19 protein-coding genes are annotated in these 21183 nt (G+C 71.4%); 10 read left to right on the top strand and 9 right to left on the bottom strand.

Translation table 11 applies throughout. The annotated features are described in order from the left end of the window. Positions 1-1959 (bottom strand): nitrate- and nitrite sensing domain-containing protein (locus AB0K09_RS11365; RefSeq protein WP_366065092.1); only part of this gene is annotated, 1959 nt, incomplete at its 3' end. 472 nt (positions 1960-2431) lie between these two features. On the opposite strand from AB0K09_RS11365, the gene AB0K09_RS11360 reads away from it, so the two are divergent. The 3 genes from AB0K09_RS11360 (at position 2432) to gltX (ending at position 4935) form a co-directional block, all read left to right on the top strand. Continuing rightward, a complete protein-coding gene (locus tag AB0K09_RS11360) occupies positions 2432-2617 on the top strand; it encodes a hypothetical protein (protein ID WP_366065091.1) in 186 nt (61 codons plus the stop codon). Between the two features lie 88 nt (positions 2618-2705). Beyond that, a complete protein-coding gene (locus AB0K09_RS11355) occupies positions 2706-3467 on the top strand; it encodes a fumarylacetoacetate hydrolase family protein (RefSeq protein WP_366065090.1) in 762 nt (253 codons plus the stop codon). Continuing rightward, positions 3460-4935 carry a glutamate--tRNA ligase gene (gene gltX / locus AB0K09_RS11350; RefSeq protein WP_366065089.1) on the top strand — a complete coding sequence of 492 codons (1476 nt, stop codon included), beginning with the start codon at positions 3460-3462 and terminating at the stop codon, positions 4933-4935. Before AB0K09_RS11355 ends, gltX begins: the two co-directional genes overlap by 8 nt. A 67-nt stretch (positions 4936-5002) precedes the next feature. On the opposite strand, the gene AB0K09_RS11345 is transcribed toward gltX, so the two are convergent. Beyond that, complete coding sequence (locus tag AB0K09_RS11345) at positions 5003-6448, bottom strand: FAD-dependent monooxygenase (RefSeq protein ID WP_366065088.1); 1446 nt, start codon at positions 6446-6448, stop codon at positions 5003-5005. 111 nt (positions 6449-6559) lie between these two features. Between AB0K09_RS11345 and AB0K09_RS11340 the strand changes: the two genes are divergently transcribed. The 3 genes from AB0K09_RS11340 to AB0K09_RS11330 all read left to right on the top strand — a co-directional run bounded on the left by AB0K09_RS11340 (position 6560) and on the right by AB0K09_RS11330 (position 9303). Further along, the gene (locus tag AB0K09_RS11340) at positions 6560-7216 is read left to right on the top strand and encodes a TetR family transcriptional regulator (protein WP_366065087.1); all 657 of its coding nucleotides are present in this window, start codon (positions 6560-6562) and stop codon (positions 7214-7216) included. Between the two features lie 116 nt (positions 7217-7332). Beyond that, a complete protein-coding gene (locus AB0K09_RS11335; RefSeq protein WP_366065086.1) occupies positions 7333-8259 on the top strand; it encodes an NADP-dependent oxidoreductase in 927 nt (308 codons plus the stop codon). 108 nt (positions 8260-8367) lie between these two features. Next, complete coding sequence (locus AB0K09_RS11330) at positions 8368-9303, top strand: AraC family transcriptional regulator (protein WP_366065085.1); 936 nt, start codon at positions 8368-8370, stop codon at positions 9301-9303. 30 nt (positions 9304-9333) lie between these two features. Here AB0K09_RS11330 and cimA read toward each other — a convergent pair whose 3' ends face one another. The 4 genes from cimA to AB0K09_RS11310 all read right to left on the bottom strand — a co-directional run bounded on the left by cimA (position 9334) and on the right by AB0K09_RS11310 (position 15025). Further along, positions 9334-10950: a citramalate synthase gene (gene cimA / locus AB0K09_RS11325; protein ID WP_366065084.1), complete on the bottom strand. Its 1617-nt coding sequence runs from the start codon at positions 10948-10950 to the stop codon at positions 9334-9336. 283 nt (positions 10951-11233) lie between these two features. Then, positions 11234-12550 carry an MFS transporter gene (locus AB0K09_RS11320; RefSeq protein WP_366065083.1) on the bottom strand — a complete coding sequence of 439 codons (1317 nt, stop codon included), beginning with the start codon at positions 12548-12550 and terminating at the stop codon, positions 11234-11236. Between the two features lie 131 nt (positions 12551-12681). After that, positions 12682-13767 (bottom strand): branched-chain amino acid aminotransferase, encoded by a 1086-nt coding sequence (locus AB0K09_RS11315; RefSeq protein WP_366065082.1) that lies wholly within the window; start codon positions 13765-13767, stop codon positions 12682-12684. Between the two features lie 193 nt (positions 13768-13960). Then, on the bottom strand, positions 13961-15025 hold the full coding sequence (locus tag AB0K09_RS11310) for a 3-isopropylmalate dehydrogenase (protein ID WP_366065081.1): 1065 nt from the start codon (positions 15023-15025) through the stop codon (positions 13961-13963). Positions 15026-15155: 130 nt separating this feature from the next. Between AB0K09_RS11310 and AB0K09_RS11305 the strand changes: the two genes are divergently transcribed. Continuing rightward, entirely contained in the window at positions 15156-16736 is a 1581-nt protein-coding gene (locus tag AB0K09_RS11305) for a metallophosphoesterase family protein (RefSeq protein ID WP_366065080.1), read from the top strand. Between the two features lie 12 nt (positions 16737-16748). On the opposite strand, the gene AB0K09_RS11300 is transcribed toward AB0K09_RS11305, so the two are convergent. Further along, entirely contained in the window at positions 16749-16886 is a 138-nt protein-coding gene (locus tag AB0K09_RS11300; RefSeq protein WP_366065079.1) for a hypothetical protein, read from the bottom strand. Between the two features lie 265 nt (positions 16887-17151). Next, the gene (locus AB0K09_RS11295; RefSeq protein ID WP_366065078.1) at positions 17152-18657 is read right to left on the bottom strand and encodes an MFS transporter; all 1506 of its coding nucleotides are present in this window, start codon (positions 18655-18657) and stop codon (positions 17152-17154) included. A gap of 95 nt (positions 18658-18752) precedes the next feature. Between AB0K09_RS11295 and AB0K09_RS11290 the strand changes: the two genes are divergently transcribed. The 3 genes from AB0K09_RS11290 to AB0K09_RS11280 all read left to right on the top strand — a co-directional run bounded on the left by AB0K09_RS11290 (position 18753) and on the right by AB0K09_RS11280 (position 20856). Beyond that, on the top strand, positions 18753-19349 hold the full coding sequence (locus AB0K09_RS11290) for a TetR/AcrR family transcriptional regulator (RefSeq protein WP_366065077.1): 597 nt from the start codon (positions 18753-18755) through the stop codon (positions 19347-19349). Between the two features lie 86 nt (positions 19350-19435). Then, on the top strand, positions 19436-20644 hold the full coding sequence (locus tag AB0K09_RS11285) for a cytochrome P450 (RefSeq protein ID WP_366065076.1): 1209 nt from the start codon (positions 19436-19438) through the stop codon (positions 20642-20644). Positions 20645-20664: 20 nt separating this feature from the next. Beyond that, positions 20665-20856, top strand: a complete 192-nt coding sequence (locus AB0K09_RS11280; protein ID WP_366065075.1) for a ferredoxin — start codon at positions 20665-20667, stop codon at positions 20854-20856. Here the strand turns inward: AB0K09_RS11280 and AB0K09_RS11275 are convergent. After that, on the bottom strand, positions 20840-21183 hold a 344-nt coding region (locus AB0K09_RS11275; RefSeq protein ID WP_366065074.1), incomplete at its 5' end, for a helix-turn-helix domain-containing protein. The genes AB0K09_RS11280 and AB0K09_RS11275 overlap by 17 nt on opposite strands.

The raw sequence follows: 21183 nt of genomic DNA, 5'->3' as shown, positions 1-21183 counted from the left end.
CAGGGACAGGCGGCCGACCACGAACAGACCCATGCGCCGGGAGACGGAGACGTCCACGGTCGGCGGGGAGGCGAGTCGCTCGTTGATCGCCGCGAGGTCCTCGGGCGACAGACCGATGCCGGTGTCGTGGATCTCGACGAGCACCCGGCCGTCGGGCAGCGCGTGACCGGTGACCTTGACCTTGGTCTGCGGCGAGGAGAACGAGGTCGCGTTCTCGAGCAGCTCGGCGAGGAGGTGCACAAGGTCGTTGACGACACGGCCGGCGACCTCGGTCGGCGGCACGCCGCTGAGTTCGATGCGCTCGTACTGCTCCACCTCGGACGCGGCGGCGCGGAGAACGTCGACGAGCGGGACGGGCCTGGTCCACCGGCGGCCCGGCTCCTCACCCGCGAGGACGAGGAGGTTTTCGCCGTTACGGCGCATACGGGTCGCGAGGTGGTCCAGACGGAACAGCGAGGAGAGCTGGTCCGGGTCGGCCTCGCGGCTCTCGAGTTCGGAGATCAGGGACAGCTGACGCTGGATGAGACCCTGGCTCCGGCGCGAGAGGTTGGTGAACATCGCGTTGACGTTGCCACGGAGCAGGGCCTGCTCGGCGGCGAGGCGGACGGCCTCCTGGTGCACGTGGTCGAAGGCCTTGGCCACCTGGCCGATCTCGTCCCGGCTGTGCACACCGACGGACTCCACGGACGTGTCGACGTCCTGCGGGTCGCTCTCGGAGAGCTGCTTGACGAGCTCGGGCAGACGTTCCCCGGCGACCTTCTGGGCGGTGTCCTGCAGACGGCGCAGCGAGCGCACCATGGAGCGGGCCACGACGAAGGCGCCGACGAGCGAGATGCCGAGGACCAGGACGATCAGCGCACCGTTGAGGATGGCCTCCTGCTGGGCCTCGTCACGCAGCTCGGCGGCCTTCTGGTCCATCTGCGTGAGCAGGGTCTGCTCGATCTTGGCCATCTCTTCGAGCTTGATCTTGTCCTTGTCGTACCAGTCCCGGTACGACATGGGCTCGGCCTTCAGGGCGTCGGTCTTGCCCAGGACGCGCTCGGCGAAGGTGTTGGCCTCGGTGATCTCGCTCATGCCGCCGTTGAGCGCGCGGAGGAGCTCCGCGGAGTCGCCGGCGCGGATGGCGGTGAAGCGGCGCAGCGCCTGGTCCTCGTTGTCCAGGGCGGCCTTGCCGTACTGACGGTCGTTGGGGGAGATGGTCGCCTTGTTGGCGAGCGCGCCGGAGATGACGGCGCGCTGCATGGAGGCGTACTCCTTGGCGGCGGAGAACGTCGCCAGCGCGCGGGTCGCGGTGATCATGTCGCTGTTGCTGGTGGCCTGGGCCATGTCCTGGGACAGCGACAGCAGCGAGTTGATGAGCGCGTTGTAGTTGTTGACCGTCTGCGACAGGTAGTCGGTGTTGTCGTAGGCGCTCTGACGGATCTCCTTGATCTTGTCGAGCTGCCTGGTGATGTCGACGAGGGTGGTCTGGACGCCGACCATCGTCGGGTCGTTGGACTTGACCTTGGCGGTGGTCTGGCGGAACGCCTCGATCGCCCGGTCGGCCGCCTCGCGCGGGGCGACGACCTGGTCGTCCTTGGGGTTCTTGGAGACCAGCGGACCGGCGGACTTGTCCCGCTCCTCCTGGAGGGCGTCGGCGAGCTGGGTCGCCTTGCCCGTCATCTCGGTGAGGAGCTTCATGTGGTCGAGCTGGTCGACGTTCTGGACGGCCTCGTTGATGCGCAGGCCACCCAGCGTCGTCGCGGCGACGACGGGGAGGGCCAGCAGTGAGACCAGTCGGGTGCTGATGCGCCAGTTGCGCAGGGCTATTCGTGAGCCCGTACCGTCCTTGTCCTTCGCCTTCGGCCGCTCGGCGGCCTCGCCGCCGTTCGGCGGGTCGACGGGCGTGCCGCGGTCGGTCGCACCGTGCGGCTCCGGCTCCGCCGCAGCGCTGCCATCCCTCTTGAAACGTCCCTGCACTAGCGTCGCAACCTCTGGACCAGGCGTCCCGCCGGGTGAGCGGAGGGACGGTGTCGAGTCGTGGGGGGACCGCGGTGCCCCCCTGGCGGTCCGTGGAATTCCAGCACAGTGCGAGAACTCCCAACAAGGCCGGTGGCACGGGTCGAGACGGTCGTGACGTTGCGTGATGATCAACATGACACACGGTAGAACATCGACCGCCGTTTGTCGGATTTATGCCCATGAGTCACTCGCCAGGACGAGGCACTCGACCCGTGTCCCAGTCGCCATGATCAGGAGCGGAACGTCAGATTCAGTCCCCCGATGTCCGTTTCGCTCCCACTCGTGGGTCGCCCGTTATGCCACGTTTGACCGCCCGGTCGTGAGGAAACTCACAGGAAAGTCATGACTTCTCCAGTCGGCCCGAGGGGAAGGGCGCGCCTAGCCTGTTCCTTTAAACGACTGTGCAGAACGACAACGCGAGGCACCGCAAGTGAAGACGACGACGTCCCGGAAGACCGCCAACCCGCGCCGCACCACGCTGGCCCATCTGACGGACGCCGCGGCGCCGCGCACCGCCGAGCTCCCCGAGTACGCCGCCGAGCTGCCGGCGAGCACCGCCAACCCGCGCCGCACCATCCTCATGACGGCCCCGGTCACCGCCGCGACCGAGGACTGACCGCACAGCGCACGGGTCGCCCGACGCCCCCGCGATAGCCTGGGGTGTCAGACTCCGGCCGACTCAAGACAAGGGGCAGCGGCTTCCCGTGCGCATCGCCAGGTTCTCCATCGACGGCAACGTCGCCTTCGGCGTGGTCGAGGGCGACGAACTCGACATCATCAAGGGTCACCCCTTCGCCGAATTCGAGCGCTCCGGGCAGAAGGTCCCGCTGGACAAGGTGCGGCTGCTGCCGCCCGTCCTGCCCAACAAGGTCGTCGCCATCGGCCGCAACTACGCCGAGCACGCCGCGGAGCTCGGGAACGAGGTCCCGGAGGTGCCCGTCACCTTCTTCAAGCCGTCGACGTCGGTCGTCGGCCCCGGCGACCCCATCGCCTACCCCTCGTTCTCCCAGGAGCTGCACCACGAGGCGGAGCTCGCGGTCGTCATCGGCCGCATGTGCCGCGAGGTCCCGCGCGAGCGCGCCAAGGACGTGATCCTCGGCTACACCTGCGCCAACGACGTCACCGCGCGTGACGTCCAGCAGCGCGAGAAGCAGTGGGCCCGGGCCAAGGGCTTCGACACCTCCTGCCCGCTGGGCCCCTGGATCGAGACCGAGCTGGACCCGTCCGACCTCGGGATCATGTGCACCGTGAACGGGCAGCAGCGCCAGCTGGGCCGCACGAGCGACATGGTGCGCTCCGTCGAGGACCTGATCGTCCACATCACCGAGGCGATGACGCTGCTCCCGGGCGACGTCGTGCTCACCGGCACCCCGGCCGGGGTCGGACCCCTGAACGTCGGCGACGAGGTCGCCGTCACCATCGAAGGCATCGGCACTCTCACCAACAAGGTGATCAAGCGTGGCTAGCGCACCCGTACGCGTACGTTTCTGTCCCTCGCCGACCGGCAACCCCCATGTGGGCATGGTCCGCACCGCCCTGTTCAACTGGGCCTTCGCCCGGCACCACGGCGGCACCCTGATCTTCCGCATCGAGGACACCGACGCGGCGCGCGACTCCGAGGAGTCGTACGAGCAGCTGCTCGACGCCATGCGCTGGCTGGGCCTCGACTGGGACGAGGGCCCCGAGGTGGGCGGCCCGCACGCGCCGTACCGTCAGTCGCAGCGCATGGACGTCTACAAGGACGTGGCGGCGAAGCTGCTGGAGTCCGGCCACGCGTACCGCTGCTACTGCACCACCGAGGAGCTCGACGCCCGCCGCGAGGCGGCCCGGGCCGCCGGCAGGCCGTCGGGCTACGACGGCAAGTGCCGCGAGGTGACCGCCGAGCAGAAGGAGCAGTACGAGCGCGAGGCCCGTGAGTCCATCGTCCGCTTCCGGATGCCCGACGAGCCGATCACCTTCACCGACCTGGTGCGCGGCGAGCTGACCTTCACCCCGGACAACGTTCCGGACTTCGGCATCGTCCGGGCCAACGGCGCGCCCCTCTACACGCTCGTCAACCCCGTCGACGACGCGCTGATGGAGGTCACGCACGTGCTGCGCGGCGAGGACCTGCTGTCCTCCACCCCGCGTCAGATCGCCCTGTACCGCGCGCTGGCCGAGCTGGGTATCGGCAACGGCACGACCCCGCGGTTCGGCCACCTGCCGTACGTGATGGGCGAGGGCAACAAGAAGCTCTCCAAGCGCGACCCGCAGTCCTCCCTCAACCTCTACCGGGAGCGCGGCTTCCTGCCGGAGGGCCTGCTCAACTACCTCTCCCTGCTCGGCTGGTCCCTCTCCGCCGACCAGGACCTCTTCTCCATGGAGGAGATGGTCGCGGCCTTCGACATCACGGCCGTCAACGCCAACCCGGCCCGCTTCGACCTGAAGAAGGCCGAGGCGATCAACGCCGACCACATCCGCCGGCTGGACCCGAAGGCCTTCGCCGACGCCTGCGAGCCGTGGCTGAAGGCCCCGCACGCGCCGTGGGCCCCGGAGAGCTTCGACCGGGCCGCGTGGGAGGCGATCGCCCCGCACGCGCAGACGCGTCTGACGGTCCTCTCGGACATCACCGCCAACGTCGACTTCCTCTTCCTCGACGAGCCGGCCGAGGACGAGGCGTCCTGGCAGAAGGCGATGAAGGAGGGCTCGGACGCCCTGCTGCGCACGGCCCGCGCCAAGCTGGCCGAGGCGGAGTGGAACGCGGACGCCATCAAGGCCGCGGTCGTCGCCGCCGGCGAGGAGCACGGCCTCAAGCTGGGCAAGGCCCAGGCCCCGGTCCGCGTCGCGGTCACGGGCCGCACGGTGGGCCTGCCGCTCTTCGAGTCCCTGGAGATCCTGGGCCGCGAGCGGACGCTGGCCCGGATCGACGCCGCGCTGGCCAAGCTGGCCGGCTGACGACGCAGCGGTGGGTTTGCGACGCCGGGCACCCGGAATGCCGGGTCCCGGCGTCGCAAACCCACCGTCACCGGCCCAGGCCCCGTAGGTAGCCGGCCACCCGGGCCGGGCCCGCAGTCGGGGCGGTCGGGGCGGTCAGTGCGATGTGGTGGTCCGGGCGGACCAGGACGACCCCGTCGCCCTCCATGCCGTACGCCGCGCGCGCACGCTCGTCCTCGACGCGGTACGTCCGTGCCGGGCCACCCACCTCGGGGGGCTCCGTGCCGAAGCACAGCACCGTGAAGTGCGGGCCGGCGAAGACCTCGTGGAGCCGCCGCCCGTCCGGCAGGATCCCGTCCGGCGCCCGCTCCCCCGCCAGCGCCCCGCCGCCGGCCGCGAGGGAGCTCCAGCCGTAGCCGACGCCCAGCGTTGTGACGTCGTCGGTGACGCCGGCCTCCGTACCGACGCCCGCCCGGCGCACCCCCTCCCGCACCGCGCTCAGCCGCTCGTCCGTCAGCTTGAGCGTCCACGCGGCGACCGGCAGCCGCTCCTCCTCGTAGGTGTCCAGCAGGTCCGGTCCCGCCCAGCCGCGCGCCACGTACGCCAGCTTCCAGCCCAGGTTGAACGCGTCCTGGATGCCGGTGTTCATGCCGAGGCCGCCGGCGATCGAGTGGACGTGCGCGGCGTCGCCGGCGAGGAAGACGCGGCCGACCCGGAAGCGGTCGGCCATACGGACGTTGATGCGGTAGGCCGAGGTCCATGTGAGGTTCGCCAGGCGGATGTCGGGGCGGCGGGCGTGCCGGTCGAAGAGCCGCTGGAAGCTCTCCAGGGAGGGCTCGGCACCGGGCTCCGGCGCGGCCTGCAGCTGCCAGTGCCGGCTGCCCCGGAAGGGGCACAGCATGATGCCGCCGTCCTCGTCGAACCACTGGTGCCAGACGCCGGTTTCGAGGCCGTCGGCCTCGACGTCGCCGATCACCATGCACTCCCCGGCCTCGGTCTGCCCCTCGAAGGCCACGCCGAGCGACTTGCGGACGAAGCTGCGGCCGCCGTCGCAGCCGGCGAGGTACGCGGCCTCGATGGTCCGGCCGTCGGCGAGACGGGCCGTCACGCCGTCCTCGTCCTGGTCGAAGCCGGTGAGCTCGCGGCCGAGCTCGACCTCGACGCCGTACGAGGCCAGCTTGTCGCGCAGGATCTCCTCGGTGCGCCACTGCGGGAGGAGCAGCCCGCTGGCGTAGGGCGTCTCGGGGGTGGGGACGCGGTCGGCGAAGACGACGTGGTCGGCGACGGGCACGCCGTCGCGGTACTTGCGCAGGGTGATGTGCTCGGTGCCGTGGGCGGCGGCCTGCTCCCCCACCCCGAGGTCGTCGAGGATCTCGCGGCTGCGCTGGTTGAGGCCCTTGCCCCGGGAGTGGCGGTGGAACCCGGCCGCCTTGTCGACGATCCGCACGGGGACGCCGGCGCGGGCGAGGCCGATGGCGAGCGTCAGTCCGGTCGGGCCGGCGCCCACGATCAGCACGGTGGTGGTGTCGGGCATTGCGGTGTCCCCTCCATCGGTTCGGTACGCCCATGGAAGACCACCGGCCCGGAAAACGCAACCGAGTAACAAAAGTTTCCCGGTAATGAAGAGTGCTGTTAGGGTGCCCGTATGACCGAGAAGACGACGGGACTGCGCGAGCGCAAGAAGGAACGCACACGCCAGGCGCTGTCCGACGCCGCCGTCGCGCTCTTCCTGGAGCACGGCTTCGACAAGGTGTCGGTCGCGGACGTCGCGGCCGCGGCGGAGGTGTCCAAGCCGACGCTGTTCCGCTACTTCCCGGCCAAGGAGGATCTGGCGCTGCACCGTTTCGCCGACCACCAGGGCGAGGCGGCCCGCGTCGTACGGGCACGCCAGGCGGGCCGCTCGCCCCTGGCCGCCCTGCGGGCGCACTTCCACGCGCGGCTGGACGCCTACGACCCGGTCACGGGCCTCAACGACCACCCGGGCATCCGGGCGTTCATCGACATGCTCTACACGACGCCGGCACTGCTGGCGCGGCTCGTCCGCTACGCCGACCGGGACGAGGAGCTGCTGGCGGAGGCGCTGACGGAGACCGCCGGCGCGGACGCGCTGACCGCGCGGCTGGCGGCCACTCAGATCGTGCGGGTGCAGCAGCGGCTGGCGCTGGAGAACTGGCGGCGGGTGTCCGCCTGCGGTACCGCCGGGGCGGCGCTGGCCGGGGCGCACGCGGATGCCGACCAGGGGTTCGACCTCCTGGAGGGCGGGCTGGCCGGGGTTCTCCCGCCGGCACCTTCCCACCAGTGAGACGCTTGGACATCTTTCCGAGAGCAGGGGATATTCAGCGGCTCGTTCGATCTTCCTAGGGTTGAACACATCAACCGCCCGCCCGGGCACACAGCCAGAGCAGAGGGAGATCCACCATGCGCGCCGTCACCCAGAAGTCCTTCGGCGGACCCGAGGTCCTTCAGGTCACCGAGACCGAGCGTCCCGCCCCGCTCGGCGGCGAGGTCCTCGTCCGGGTCCACGCCAGCGGCGTGAACCCGGTCGACGTGGCCGTCAGGTCCGGTGCCTATCCGCTGCTCGGCGAGCCGCCGTTCGGGGTCGGCTGGGACATCTCCGGCGTGGTCGAGGAGGCCGGCCCCGGTGCCCGCTTCAAGCCGGGGGACGAGGTGTTCGGGATGCCGTTCTTCCCGCGCGCCGCGAACGGGTACGCCGAGTACATCGCCGTCCCCTCGCGTCAGGTGGCCCGTAAGCCCGCGTCCGTCGACCATGTGCACGCCGCCGCGATCCCGCTCGCGGCGCTCACCGCCTGGCAGGGCCTGGTGGACGCGGCCCGGATCGGGGAGGGGCAGCGGGTGCTGGTCCACCGCGCGGCCGGCGGTGTGGGTCACTTCGCGGTGCAGATCGCCAAGGCCCGGGGCGCCCACGTGATCGGCCTGGCGAGCGCCGCCAAGCACGATTTCGTACGGAGCCTCGGCGCCGACGAGGTGATCGACTACCGCACCACCGACTACACCGAGGTGCTGGCCGGCCTGGACGTCGTCTTCGACTCCAGCTCGGACGGCGTCCGTTCACTGTCCGTGCTGCGGCCCGGCGGCACCCTCGTCAGCATCATGGAGCACTGGAACCGGGAACTGGCCGCGCGGGTCGAGGCCGCGGGCCGGCACTTCGCCGGAATCTCCGTGGAGCCCGACTACGCCTCGCTGGAGGCGATCGCCGCGCTCGTCGACGCCGGCCGGATCCGTCCGCACGTCACCGCGACCTTCCCGCTGGACGAGGTCGCCAAGGCCCACGAGCTGGTCGGTTCGGGGCGCGCCCAGGGCAAGGTCGTCCTGACCGTCGACTGACCCCGGCCACCGGCCGGGCCCGACCGTCGTCCGGGGCGGCGGCAGCCCGTAAGGTGGTCGCCCGGTGACGGGGGTACCGGGCGGCTGCCGAGGACGAGGGGGACGGCGATGGACATCCTGACCGAGGCGCTCGGCTCCATGCGGACCGGGCAGCCCAGGTCCGTGCGGACCCACGGGCGCGCGCCGTGGGGCCTGCGCCTTCCGAAGGTCGCCGGCGCCGGATTCCACGTGGTGCTCCACGGCACCTGCTGGCTGATCCCGCTGGAGGACGCGCCGCACCTGGCACCGATCGCCCTCGGCCCCGGGGACGTGGTCTTCCTGCGGAACGGCCGGGGGCACATCCTCGCCGACCACCCCGGCACACCGGCCGAGGAGGAGCGGCCCGACCAGTTCAGCCCGGGCTCGCCCCTGGGCACCGTCACCATCGGTGGCGACGGCCCGTCGACCCGCCTGCTGTGCGGCAACTACCACCTCGACCAGGCCCGCCCGCACCCGCTGGTACGCCAGTTGCCCGAGGTCGTCCACCTCGCCACCCGGCACGGCCGCCACCCGGAGCTCAGTGCCGCCGTGCAGCTGCTGCGCTCCGAGCTGGAGAATCCGCGCAGCGGGTCGGCCGGCATCGTCCCGGCGCTGATCGACTCGTTGCTCCTGTACATCCTGCGCGCCTGGCTGGAGGAGCAGCCGCCCGCCGCGGCCCGCGGCTGGGCCGCCGCCCTCGGCGACTCCGCGGTCGCCCCGGCGCTGGCCGCCATCCACGAGGACCCCGCCGCCCAGTGGACCGTGGAGTCCCTCGCCGCGCGGGCCGGCCTCTCCCGCGCGGCCTTCGCCCGCCGCTTCACCGCCCTCGTCGGCGAACCGCCCATGGCGTATCTGACCCGCTGGCGCATGACCACCGCTGCGAAGCTGCTGCGCGAGTCCGCAGCCCCGCTCATCACGGTCGCCGCGCGGACCGGTTACGGCTCCGAGTACGCCTTCGCCAAGGCGTTCAAGCGCGAGTACGGCGAGGCGCCCGGCCGCTACCGCCGCCACGTACAGGCGGCCTGAGTTCCCGGGCGCCGGGCGCGGTCCGGGGCCTCACTCCTGCGGTTCCACGCCCGCCCGCCGCAGGCCGTACGCGTACGCGTCGTCCAGCGCCTGCCACGAGGCCGCGATGACGTTCTCCCCCACGCCGACCGTGGCCCACTCGCCGGACTCGTCGCTCGACGAGACGAGGACGCGGGTGATCGAGCCCGTGCCCAGGTTGCCCTCCAGGATGCGGACCTTGTAGTCGGTCAGCCTGATCCCGGCCAGCTGCGGGTAGATCCGCTCCAGGGCGACCCGCAGGGCCCGGTCGAGGGCGTTGACCGGGCCGTTGCCCTCCGCGGTGGCGACGATGCGCTCGCCCTTGGCCCACAGCTTCACGGTGGCCTCGTTGGCGTGCGTGCCGTCGGGGCGGTCCTCCGCGATGGCCCGCCAGGACTCGACCCGGTAGTAACGCCGGGCGCGACCCTCGACCTCGGTGCGCAGCAGCAGTTCGAAGGAGGCGTCTGCGGCCTCGTACGTGTAGCCCGCGAGTTCCCGCTGCTTCACGCGTTCGACGACGCGGCCGATCAGTTCGCGGTCGCCGCCGAGGTCGACGCCGAGCTCCTTGCCCTTGAGCTCGATGGATGCCCGGCCGGCCATGTCGGAGACCAGCATCCGCATGGTGTTGCCGACCCGCTCGGGGTCGATGTGCTGGTAGAGGTCGGGGTCGACCTTGATGGCGGAGGCGTGCAGACCGGCCTTGTGGGCGAAGGCGGACAGGCCGACGTAGGGCTGGTGGGTGGAGGGGGTGAGGTTGACGACCTCGGCGATGGCGTGGGAGATCCGGGTCATCTCGGCCAGCTTGCCGGGCGGCAGCACGCGCCGGCCGTACTTCAGCTCCAGGGCGGCGACGACGGGGAAGAGGTTGGAGTTGCCGACCCGCTCGCCGTAGCCGTTGGCGGTGCACTGCACGTGCGTGGCACCGGCGTCCACGGCGGCCAGGGTGTTGGCGACGGCGCAGCCGGTGTCGTCCTGGGCGTGGATGCCCAGGCGGGCGCCCGTGGCGTCGAGCACGGCCCGGACGGTCTCGCCGACCTCGCCGGGGAGCATGCCGCCGTTCGTGTCGCACAGGACGACCACGTCGGCACCGGCCTCGTGCGCGGCCCGGACCACCCGCAGGGCGTAGTCGGGGTTGGCGCGGTAGCCGTCGAAGAAGTGCTCGCAGTCGACGAAGACCCGGCGGCCGTGCGCGCGCAGGTGCGCGACGGTGTCGCGGACCATGGCGAGGTTCTCGTCCAGCGTGGTGCGCAGCGCGAGCTCGACGTGCCGGTCGTGGGACTTGGCGACGAGCGTGATGACCGGGGCCCCGGAGTCGAGGAGGGCGGTGACCTGCGGATCGTCCTCGGCGCGTACGCCCGGCTTGCGGGTCGCACCGAAGGCGACGAGCTTGGCGTGCCGGAAGCCGATCTCCTCGGGCGCGCGGCGGAAGAACTCGGTGTCCCGGGGGTTGGCCCCGGGCCAGCCGCCCTCGATGAAGCCGACGCCGAAGTCGTCCAGGTGCCGGGCGATGGTCAGCTTGTCGGCGACGGTGAGGTTGATGCCCTCCCGCTGGGCACCGTCGCGCAGGGTCGTGTCGAAGACGTGGAAGCCGTCGTGCGGGCCGCCTTCGAGCTCGGTTGCGTCCGTCATGGCTGATCTGACTCCTGTGAGGATCTCGGTCTACCGGAATGACCGGTTCCACCGTCCCCCTATGGTCCCTCGCGCGCCTCGTCCCCGGCGAGGTCGGCCGGGAAACGAAAAGACCTCTCGCGGGTGCGAGAGGTCTGCGCGCGGGTCTGGGGACGACGGCGGCCGCGTCGTACGGGTGATACGAGGCGGTCACTGCGGACCGGCGCGCCTGCTGCCAATAATCATGGCCAACGGGAGCATGCGGGCATCCTGGCACAGGTGCGCCGGCCGGTGGTCCGGGGTCTCACGATGTGGGCACCCGGGCGGGGTCGGCGGGCTGCTCGGCGGCCCGGCCCGCCGGGGACGTCAGGTCGATGTCCCGGGTCTCCCGCATGGTCAGGTAGACGATCAGCGAGACGGCGGCGCAGCCCGCGACGTACCAGGAGAAACCCGACTCCGTACCGCTGTTCTTGAACCACAGGGCCACGTATTCGGCCGTGCCGCCGAAGAGCGCGTTGGCGATCGCGTAGGGCAGGGCGACGCCCAGCGAGCGCACGCCGGTGGGGAAGAGCTCGGCCTTCACGCAGGCGTTGATGGAGGTGTAGCCCGTGACGACGACCAGCGCGAGGAGCGAGAGCCCGAGGGCCGGCCAGAAGGACCCGGCGTGCCTCAGCAGCGTCATGATCGGCACGGTGAGGAAGGTGGAGCCCACCGCGAAGGTGATGAGCAGCGGGCGGCGCCCGATGCGGTCCGAGAGCGCGCCCGCGAGCGGCTGGAGGCAGGCGAAGACCAGCAGGGCGAAGAAGCTGACGAGCGTGGCGGTCTGCTTGGACAGGCCGGCGGTGTTGGAGAGGTACTTGGTGAGATAGGTGGTGTACGTGTAGTAGGCCACCGTGCCGCCCATGGTCAGGGCGATGACCAGCAGGGCCTCGCGCTTGTGCCGCCACAGCGCACGGAGGGTGCCCCGGTCCTCCCCGGAGGTCTGTCCGGCCTCGGCGTAGACCTCCGTCTCCAGCATGTTCCGCCGCAGGTAGAAGATGACCGCCGCGCCGAGCGCGCCGACGGCGAACGGGATGCGCCAGCCCCAGCTGTGCAGTTGGGCGCTGTCGAGCGTGTGCTGGAGCACGATGAGCAGGCCGAGGCCCAGCAGCTGGCCGGCGGTCATGGAGACGTACTGGAAGCTGGAGGCGAAGCCCCGGCGGCCGGGCGCGGACGCCTCGGTGAGGTAGGTGGCGCTGGCCGCGTACTCGCCGCCGACCGAGAGCCCCTGGAGCAGCCGGGCGACGAGCAGCACGGCGACGCCCCCGTAGCCGGCGACGGCGTAGGTCGGGGCCGCCGCGATGAGTACGGCGGAGGCCGACATGAGGGTGACGGTCAGGGTGAGGGCCGCCTTGCGGCCGCGCCGGTCGCCGACGCGGCCGAGCAGCCAGCCGCCGACGGGCCGCATGAAGAAGCCGACGGCGAAGATGCCGGCGGTGTTCATGAGCTTGGCGGTGTCATTGCCGGCGGGGAAGAAGGCGCCCGCGAAGTAGGTGGCGAAACTGGCGTAGACGAACCAGTCGAACCACTCCACCATGTTGCCGGCCGAGCCGATCCAGATCTTCTTCCAGTGCTGTCCCATGGGGGATCACGGTGGCGGAACGGCGCGGCTTCGGAAAGGGGCCCGGCGACAACGATCGCGCGTACTTGCGTGCGTTGCGTTCACGGCGCGACGCACGCGAGTACGGCGGCGGCTGTTGCCCGCGTGCGGGCTCAGGCGAGCTGGTGCATCCAGCCGTGGGTGTCCTCGCTCGCGCCGGTCTGGATGTCGAGCAGCGCCTTGCGGAGCTTCATCGTGACCTCGCCGGGCTGCCCGTCGGCGACGGTCCAGTCGGCGTGCGCGGACTTGACCGAGCCGACCGGGGTGATGACGGCGGCGGTGCCGCAGGCGAAGACCTCGGTGAGGGTGCCGTCGGCGTTGCCGTCCTTCCAGTCGTCGACGGAGATCCGGCCCTCGGCCACCTCGTAGCCCAGGTCGGCGGCGATCTGGAGGAGGGAGGCGCGGGTGATGCCCGGCAGAAGCGTGCCGGTGAGCGCGGGGGTGACGATCCTGGACCCGTACACGAAGTACAGGTTCATGCCGCCCATCTCCTCGATCCAGCGGCGCTCCACCGCGTCGAGCCAGACGACCTGGTCGCAACCGTGCTCGGCGGCCTCGGCCTGGGCGACCAGGGAGGCGGCGTAGTTGCCCGCGCACTTGGCGGCGCCGGTGCCGCCCGGGGCGGCGCGCACGTACTCCTGCGACAACCACACCGAGACGGGCTTCACGCCACCGGGGAAGTAGGCCCCGGCCGGCGAGGCGATGACGACGAAGAGGTACTCGTTGGACGGGCGCACCCCGAGGCCGACCTCGGTGGCGAACATGAACGGCCGCAGGTAGAGCGACTGCTCGCCGGAACCCGGCACCCACGCCTTGTCCTGGCGCACCAGGGCGTCGCAGGCCTCGATGAACGTCTCGACCGGCAGCTCCGGCATGGCCAGACGGCGGGCGGAGGCCGCGAAGCGCTTGGCGTTCTCCTCCGGGCGGAAGGTCGCCACCGAGCCGTCGGGCTGCCGGTACGCCTTGAGGCCCTCGAAGATGGCCTGCGCGTAGTGGAGGGTCATGTTCGCCGGGTCGATCGACAGCGGCGCGTACGGAACGAGCTGGGCGTCGTGCCAGCCCCGGCCCTCGGTCCAGCGGATCGTCACCATGTGGTCGGTGAAGTGGCGGCCGAAACCGGGGTTGGCCAGGATCTTGTCCCGCTCCGCGTCGGAGAGCGGATGCGAGGACGGCTTGAGCTCGATCGTGGGCGTCGTCATGAATGCGTGTCCTTCACCTTGGTTGTGGCGGACCGCGCTCATTCGACGCCCTGACCGGGATCAGGACGCCCGAGCCTTCGCGCTTGTCGCGGCCCCGCGTTCGATTATCGCTCGCGGGGCCCGTGACGGAAAACGTTCGCGCGGTCCGGGTCGATGGTCGCACCCAACCGCGCGGTAGCACAGCGGCCGGGTTTTACTCCGTTACTCGGGTGGTGCCCGTGACCCTGGATACGAGGTCGTCACCGATACGGCCGGTGGTACGGGGTTCCGTGCGCCCCGCGACGTCCTCGGTGACGGCCGTCTCGACGCGTACCGCTTCCGCCTCGAAGCCCAGGTGGCGCAGGAGGAGCGCCACGGACAGGACGGTGGCCGTCGGGTCGGCCTTGCCGGTGCCCGCGATGTCGGGCGCCGAGCCGTGGACCGGCTCGAACATGGACGGGAAGGCGCCGCTCGGGTTGATGTTCCCGGAGGCGGCCAGACCGATGCCGCCGGTGACGGCGGCGGCGAGGTCGGTCAGGATGTCGCCGAAGAGGTTGTCGGTGACGATGACGTCGAAGCGCTCCGGCTGGGTGACGAGGAAGATCGTCGCGGCATCGACGTGCAGATAGTCGGTGGTGACCTCGGGATACTCCGCGCCGACGCGGTCGAAGGTCTCCTTCCACAGACGCCCGGCGTACACCAGGACGTTGTTCTTGTGGACGAGGGTGAGCTTCTTGCGGGGCCGGGCCTGGGCGCGCTCGTAGGCGTCGCGGACCACCCGCTCCACACCGTGGGCGGTGTTGACGCTGACCTCGGTGGCCACCTCGTCGGGGGTGCCGGTGCGCAGGGAGCCTCCGTTGCCGGTGTACGGGCCCTCGGTGCCCTCGCGGACGACCACGAAGTCGATCTCCGGCCGTCCGGCGAGCGGCGTGGCGGTGCCCGGCAGGAGCCGGGAGGGGCGCAGATTGACGTAGTGGTCGAAGGCGAACCGCAGCTTGAGCAGCAGCCCGCGCTCCAGCACGCCGGAGGGCACGGTCGGGTCGCCGACGGCGCCGAGCAGGATCGCGTCGTGCTCCTTCAGGGACGCGAGCTCGGCGTCGGTCAGGGTCTCACCGGTGGCGTGCCAGCGGCGGGCGCCCAGGTCGTACTCCCGGGTCTCCAGCTTCACGTCCGGCGGGAGGACGGCCGTGAGCACCTTCAGGCCCTCGGCCACCACTTCGGGGCCGATGCCGTCACCGGGGATCACTGCGAGGCGGATGCTGCGAGTGCTGCGAGACATACCGGGACCGTACTCCCCCGTCCCGCTGGATGACACGCGACGTCCATTATGCGGACACATTGCGATTCGGTCAGCTCACGTTCATCCGAAGTACGTGACCTCTTCGCCGATTCCTGGCACGTTGCCCGGCATGGACACACCACGGGTAGGCATTCCCGACCACCTCGCCGGCCGGATGACGATGGCCGAGCAGCACGAGTACCTGCGGAGCAAGTTCACCCGCCGCGGCCTGCTGCGCGCCGGCGCCGTCACCGCCGGCGCCGTCGCGGGCACGGGCCTGCTGGGCGCGGGCGCCGGCGCCGCGTACGCCCAGCCGCTCTCCCCCACTCTGATCGGCACGCCGGCCGCCGCGACGGTCGACGGCAAGCACGTCGCGCCGTTCGGCCGGCACCTGGCCTTCGGCGCGGACCCGAAGACACAGATGCGGATCTCCTGGCAGGTGCCCTTCTCGGTGAAGCGCCCGTTCGTCCGGGTGGGCCTGAAGCCCTGGGACCTCAGCCAGCGGATCCAGGCCGAGGTGCGCCCGCTGCACACCCCCGCCCTGACCAAGAAGCTGCCGGCCGTCGACCAGGTCTACCTGCACGCGGCGCTGGACAACCTCCGTCCCGGCACCACCTACTACTACGGCGTCGGCCACGACGGCTTCGACCCGGCGGACCCGCGCCACTTCTCCACGGTCGGCACCTTCCGCACGGCTCCCGAGCGCGCGGAGAAGTTCGTCTTCACGGCCTTCGGCGACCAGGGTGTGAGCTACCACGCGCTCGCCAACGACCAGCTGATCCTCGGTCAGGACCCGGTCTTCCACCTGCACGCCGGCGACATCTGCTACGCCGACCCGGACGGCTCGGGCACGACGGGCGACGCCTACGACGCCCGCCAGTGGGACAACTTCCTCGCCCAGACCGAGACGGTCGCCAAGTCGGTCCCGTGGATGGTGACCACCGGCAACCACGACATGGAGGCCTGGTACTCCCCCAACGGCTACGGCGGCCAGAGCGCCCGCTGGAGCCTGCCGGCCAACGGCTTCGACCCACGCCACTCGCCGGGCGTCTACTCCTTCGTCTACGGCAACGTGGGCGTCGTCGCGCTGGACGCCAACGACGTCTCGTACGAGATCACCGCCAACACCGGCTACAGCGGCGGCCGGCAGACCGCCTGGCTGGACCGCCGGCTGGGCGAGCTGCGGGGCCGCGGGGGCCTCGACTTCATCGTGGTCTTCTTCCACCACTGCGCCTTCTCCACCACGAACGGCCACGCCTCCGACGGCGGTGTGCGCGACGCCTGGCAGCCGCTGTTCGAGAAGCACAAGGTGGACCTGGTCATCAACGGCCACAACCACGTCTACGAGCGCACCGACGCGATCAAGGGCACGCGGGTGGCCAAGCTCCCGGTCGGCGAGACCGTCGACTCCTCGCGCGACGGCATCGTCTACGTCACCGCGGGCGGCGCCGGCAAGTCCCTGTACGACTTCCCGGCCCCGGACAGCTACGAGGGCCATGTGAAGGACGTCGACGGCGTCCGCACCTACCACTGGGTGAAGGGCGGCGACAAGAGCTCCGAGACGGTGGAGTGGTCCCGGGTGCGCTACACCGGCTACTCCTTCCTCGCGGTGGAGTCACAGCCGGGCCGCCACCCGAGACTGCGGGTGACGGCCCTCGCGGAGAGCGGGGAGCGGATCGACCACTTCAGTGTGGTGCGGCCCGGGCGCTGACGCCCGTTCGGCTCAGTGGCCGGTGACGCCGCCGTTGTCGCGACGGTCCAGCGCGCGCTGGAGCGCGGCGGCGGCGTTCACCCGGTCGGCGTCGCGCCGCTCGGTGTCGGCGTGGCGGATCCGGGTCCTGCGGACGGTGGTTTCGGCCATGAAGTCACGTCTCCTCATGAAGTGGGCGAGAGCCGGAGGAAGGGGCGGGGGCCCGCGGTGCGGCAGGGATCACCTGCGTCGTTGCACGCGGCCACGACCGCCGGTCGCTCGATGGAGCGGGACGTTCGGCTGTCTTCCACGCTAGGCCAGCGGGAGCGGGTTGTCCCGCCTATTACTCGGACTTCCTACTATCTGAGACACGTTCGCCGGACGAGCCGATGATCCGGCCCGTCCGGCGGGTGCGAGCACGACCCCTTACTTCTGCTTACTTCTGCCGCAGCGTCGTCGCCGCCAGCACCGAGGCGAGCGCGAAGACCACCGCCCCGCCCAGCGCGGCGACGTGCATGCCGTGGGTGAACGCCTCCCGGGCCGCGGTGAGGACGCCCTCGCCCGCCGCCGCCGGCAGCTGCCGGGCCGCCCCGACCGCCTCGCCGAGCGTCTCGCGCGCCGCGTGGAGGACACCGGCCGGCAGACCGGACGGCAGGGCGTCCGGGACCTCACCGCGGTAGACCGCGGTGCCGATGGAGCCGAAGACGGCCATGCCGAGGGCCCCACCGAACTCCTGGCCCGTCTCCATCAGGGAGGAGGCGGTGCCGGCCTTCTCGACCGGGGTGGTACTCAGGGCCAGGTCGGAGACCAGGGCCATGACGGTGATGATGCCGCAGCCGATGACGGCGGCCGCGATCAGCGCGGTCCACAGGGCGTCGGTGTCCGTCAGGACCAGCAGGGCGAAGCCGAGGGCGGCGACGACGAAGCCGGCGGCGATCACATAGGCCTTGTCGACCTTCTGGGCCACCGCGGTGGCGGCCGGGCCGGCGGCGCCGATGGCGATCGAGGGGGCGATGCTCCACAGCGCGGCCTCCAGCGGGCCCTTGCCGAGGACGCCCTGGAGGTACTGCGTGGTGAAGTAGGAGGAGCCCATCATGCCGAAGGCGGCGACGGTGTTGACGGTGATGCCGGCGCCGAAGAGACGGTGCCGGAACAGCTCGCGGCTGATCATCGCGTCCGGGTTCCGGCGCTGCCGGCGGACGAAGGCCCAGCCCACCAGCAGGCCCGCGGCGATCGAGCCGAGCGCGAGCGCGCTCGGCGTGCCGTCCGAGGCGATCTTCTTCATGCCGTAGGTGACCGGCAGGACGGCGGCCATCGACAGCGGCACGCTCAGCAGGTCGAAGCGTCCGGGCGCCGGGTCCTTGAACTCCGGTACCAGCAGCGGCGCGAGGATGAGCAGCAGCACCATCGCGGGCACGTTGACCAGGAAGACCGAGCCCCACCAGAAGTGCTCCAGCAGCAGGCCGCCCATCACCGAGCCGAGGGCGATGCCGCCGGCCATGGCGCCCGACCAGATGCCGATCGCCGCCGACCGCTGCTTGTCGTCGTGGAACATGTTGCGCACCAGCGCCATCGTGCTCGGCATGAGCGTCGCCCCGCCGATGCCCAGCACCGCGCGGGCCGCTATGAGCATCTCCGCGCTCTGCGCATAGGCGGCGGCGACGGACGCGGCGCCGAAGGCCGCCGCGCCGAACATCAGCAGCTTGCGGCGGCCGATGCGGTCGCCGAGCGATCCCATGGTGATCAGCAGCCCGGACAGGGCGAACGCGTAGATGTCGAAGATCCAGAGCTGCTGCGCGCCCGTCACGTGCAGCGATTCGCTGATGGCGGGCACCGCGAAGAAGAGGACGGAGACATCCATCGAGACCAGGAGGAGGGGCAGCAGGAGCACGACAAAAGCCGTCCACTCGCGGCGCCCGGCACGGGGGCTGGGGTTCGTCATGCCGGTGACTATACGGATGTCTTAAACGCTTGTCTATGACGGATGTTTAAGACGTTCGTCTGGAACGGCCGTATGGGGCGCGCTAGGGTGCGGGCATGGGACATCGCGAAGATCTGCTGGAAGGCGCCAAGCGCTGCCTGCTGGAGAAGGGCTGGGTGCGCACGACCGCGCGCGACATCGTGGCGGCCTCCGGCGCCAACCTCGCCTCGATCGGCTACCACTACGGGTCCAAGGACGCCCTGATGCTGGAGGCGTTCATGCGGATGACCGAGGAGTGGGGAGAAGGCGTCGGCCGCACCCTGGCCGCCGCGGCGGACCCGGACGCGCCCCGCGAGGAGCACGTCGCCACCGTGGTCGACGGGCTGGTCGAGAGCTTCTCGTCGAGCCGTCAGTTCTGGTCGGTCCAGCTGGAGGTGATGGGGCAGCTGAACAACCACCCCGAGCTCAGGCAGCGGTTCGCCGCGGTGCTGCCGCAGGGCCGCGAGGGCATGACCGCCATCTTCGAGGGCGTGGACGACAAGCTGGTGCCGGCCGAGGCCTCGCGCACGGCCGGCTCGCTCTACCACGCCCTCTTCATCGGCCTGTGGGTCCAGTGGCTCATCGACCCGGACGCCGCGCCGAGCGGGCGCGACATCGTCGAGGGCATGCGCCGCATCCTGGCCGGAACCGTACTGGAGGACCCGGCCGCCTGACCGCGCCCCGCGGGGGCGCTCTGGACGTCACCGGAAGCGTTCCGCTCTACTGGTTGCCTGAGGACACCAGTCAGGGAGGTTCATCCATGCCCGTGACCGACTCCCCCGCCACCGCCTTCCCCCAGTCCCGGACCTGTCCGTACCGGCCGCCCGCCGCCTACCCGGAGATGGCCGCCCACGGCCCCCTGACCCGGGTGAGGCTCTACGACGGCCGGGAGGTGTGGGCCGTCACCGGCCATGCCGCGGCCCGGGCCCTGCTGGTCGACCCGCGGCTCTCCTCCGACCGGCAGAACCCCTCCTTCCCGGTCGTCGTGCCCCGGGCCGAGCGGCAGGCCGACACCGAACTCCCCCTCCTCGGGGTCGACGACCCGCGCCACGCCCGCCAGCGCCGCATGCTGATCCCCGCGTTCGGCCTCAAGCGCATCGCCGCGATGCGCCCCTGGATCCGGCGGACCGTGGACGGCCTCCTGGACAGGATGCTCGCCGAGGGGCCGGGCGCCGAGCTGGTCTCCGCGTACGCCCTGCCCGTGCCGTCGATGGCCATCTGCTACCTGCTGGGCGTGCCCTATGCCGATCACGAATTCTTCGAGGGCGCCTCCCGCGAGCTGCTCGGCGCGCGCGGGCCGGTGGAGGCGCGGGCCGCCCGGGACAAGCTCACCGGCTATCTCCACGGACTCGTCGCGGACAAGGAGAGGGGGGCCGGCGGCCCCGTGGACGGCCTGCTCGACGAGCTCGTCGCCGCACCCCTGTCCGACGGCCGGCTGGACCGCGACGAGCTCGTCCTGCTCGCCCTGGTCCTGCTGGTCGCCGGGCACGAGACCACGTCCAACATGATCGCCCTCGGCACCTACACCCTGCTCGAACACCCGGACCAGCTCGCCGCGTTGCGCGCCGACCCCGGCCTGATGCCCGGCGCCGTCGAGGAGCTGCTGCGCCATCTGTCCATCGCCGACGGGCTCGTGCGCGTCGCCACCGAGGACATCGAGTGCGACGGCCGGACCATCCGGGCGGGCGAGGGCGTCCTCTTCGCCACCTCGATGGTCAATCGCGACCCCGCCGCCTACGGGGACCCCGACGCCCTCGACGTCCACCGGCCGGCCCGTCACCACATCGCCTTCGGCTTCGGCGTCCACCAGTGCCTCGGCCAGAACCTGGCCCGCGCCGAGATGGAGATCGCCCTGACGGCCCTGTTCGACCGTATCCCCACCCTGCGTCTGGCCGTTGCCCCGGATGAGGTGCCCATCAAACCGGGCGGGTCCATCCAGGGCCTCTACGCACTCCCGGTCAGCTGGTGACCGGAGAACGGAGCTCCCCCATGCATGTCAGCATCGATTCCGGCGTCTGTATCGGATCAGGGCAGTGCGCGCTGACCGCGCCGTCCGTCTTCGACCAGGACGACGACGGCTTCGGCCTCGTCCGTCCGGGCGCCGAGGACGGCAAGAACGATCCGATGGTCGCCGAGGCCGCGCGCGCCTGCCCCGTACAGGCGATCAGTGTGGGGGAATGACCGGCTCTCCCTGCACCTGCCCCAGCCGCGCCGCCTTCAGCGTCATGTGCAGCAGCAGGCGGTCCTCGCCGTTGTCCAGGTCGAGGCCCGTCAGCTGCTCCACCCGGCCCAGCCGGTAGTAGAGCGTCTGCCGGTGGATGCCCAGCGCCGCGGCCGCGCGCCCGGCCTGGCCCGCGCAGTCGAGGAACACCTCGGCCGTGCGGGCCAGCTCGGTGTGCGCCCGCTCCAGCAGCGGCCGGACCGCCGGGTCCGCCGCCCGGTCGGCGGACAGCCCCGTCAGCACCCGGTACGCGCCGATCTCCGACCACTGCGCCACCGGCCCGAGCC

Source organism: Streptomyces sp. NPDC049577 (assembly GCF_040675635.1).
Classification (GTDB): domain Bacteria; phylum Actinomycetota; class Actinomycetes; order Streptomycetales; family Streptomycetaceae; genus Streptomyces.
Note: the sequence above shows the minus strand (reverse complement) of the source record. Positions and strands in the feature narration are given on the sequence as shown.

Coding starts and splice junctions, on each gene's coding strand:
- AB0K09_RS11345 (WP_366065088.1), bottom strand. CDS start 6,448: ATGCCCGACACCACCACCGTGCTGATCGTGGGCGCCGGCCCGACCGGA.
- AB0K09_RS11340 (WP_366065087.1), top strand. CDS start 6,560: ATGACCGAGAAGACGACGGGACTGCGCGAGCGCAAGAAGGAACGCACA.
- AB0K09_RS11335 (WP_366065086.1), top strand. CDS start 7,333: ATGCGCGCCGTCACCCAGAAGTCCTTCGGCGGACCCGAGGTCCTTCAG.
- AB0K09_RS11330 (WP_366065085.1), top strand. CDS start 8,368: ATGGACATCCTGACCGAGGCGCTCGGCTCCATGCGGACCGGGCAGCCC.
- cimA (WP_366065084.1), bottom strand. CDS start 10,950: ATGACGGACGCAACCGAGCTCGAAGGCGGCCCGCACGACGGCTTCCAC.
- AB0K09_RS11320 (WP_366065083.1), bottom strand. CDS start 12,550: ATGGGACAGCACTGGAAGAAGATCTGGATCGGCTCGGCCGGCAACATG.
- AB0K09_RS11315 (WP_366065082.1), bottom strand. CDS start 13,767: ATGACGACGCCCACGATCGAGCTCAAGCCGTCCTCGCATCCGCTCTCC.
- AB0K09_RS11310 (WP_366065081.1), bottom strand. CDS start 15,025: ATGTCTCGCAGCACTCGCAGCATCCGCCTCGCAGTGATCCCCGGTGAC.
- AB0K09_RS11305 (WP_366065080.1), top strand. CDS start 15,156: ATGGACACACCACGGGTAGGCATTCCCGACCACCTCGCCGGCCGGATG.
- AB0K09_RS11300 (WP_366065079.1), bottom strand. CDS start 16,886: ATGGCCGAAACCACCGTCCGCAGGACCCGGATCCGCCACGCCGACACC.
- AB0K09_RS11295 (WP_366065078.1), bottom strand. CDS start 18,657: ATGACGAACCCCAGCCCCCGTGCCGGGCGCCGCGAGTGGACGGCTTTT.
- AB0K09_RS11290 (WP_366065077.1), top strand. CDS start 18,753: ATGGGACATCGCGAAGATCTGCTGGAAGGCGCCAAGCGCTGCCTGCTG.
- AB0K09_RS11285 (WP_366065076.1), top strand. CDS start 19,436: ATGCCCGTGACCGACTCCCCCGCCACCGCCTTCCCCCAGTCCCGGACC.
- AB0K09_RS11280 (WP_366065075.1), top strand. CDS start 20,665: ATGCATGTCAGCATCGATTCCGGCGTCTGTATCGGATCAGGGCAGTGC.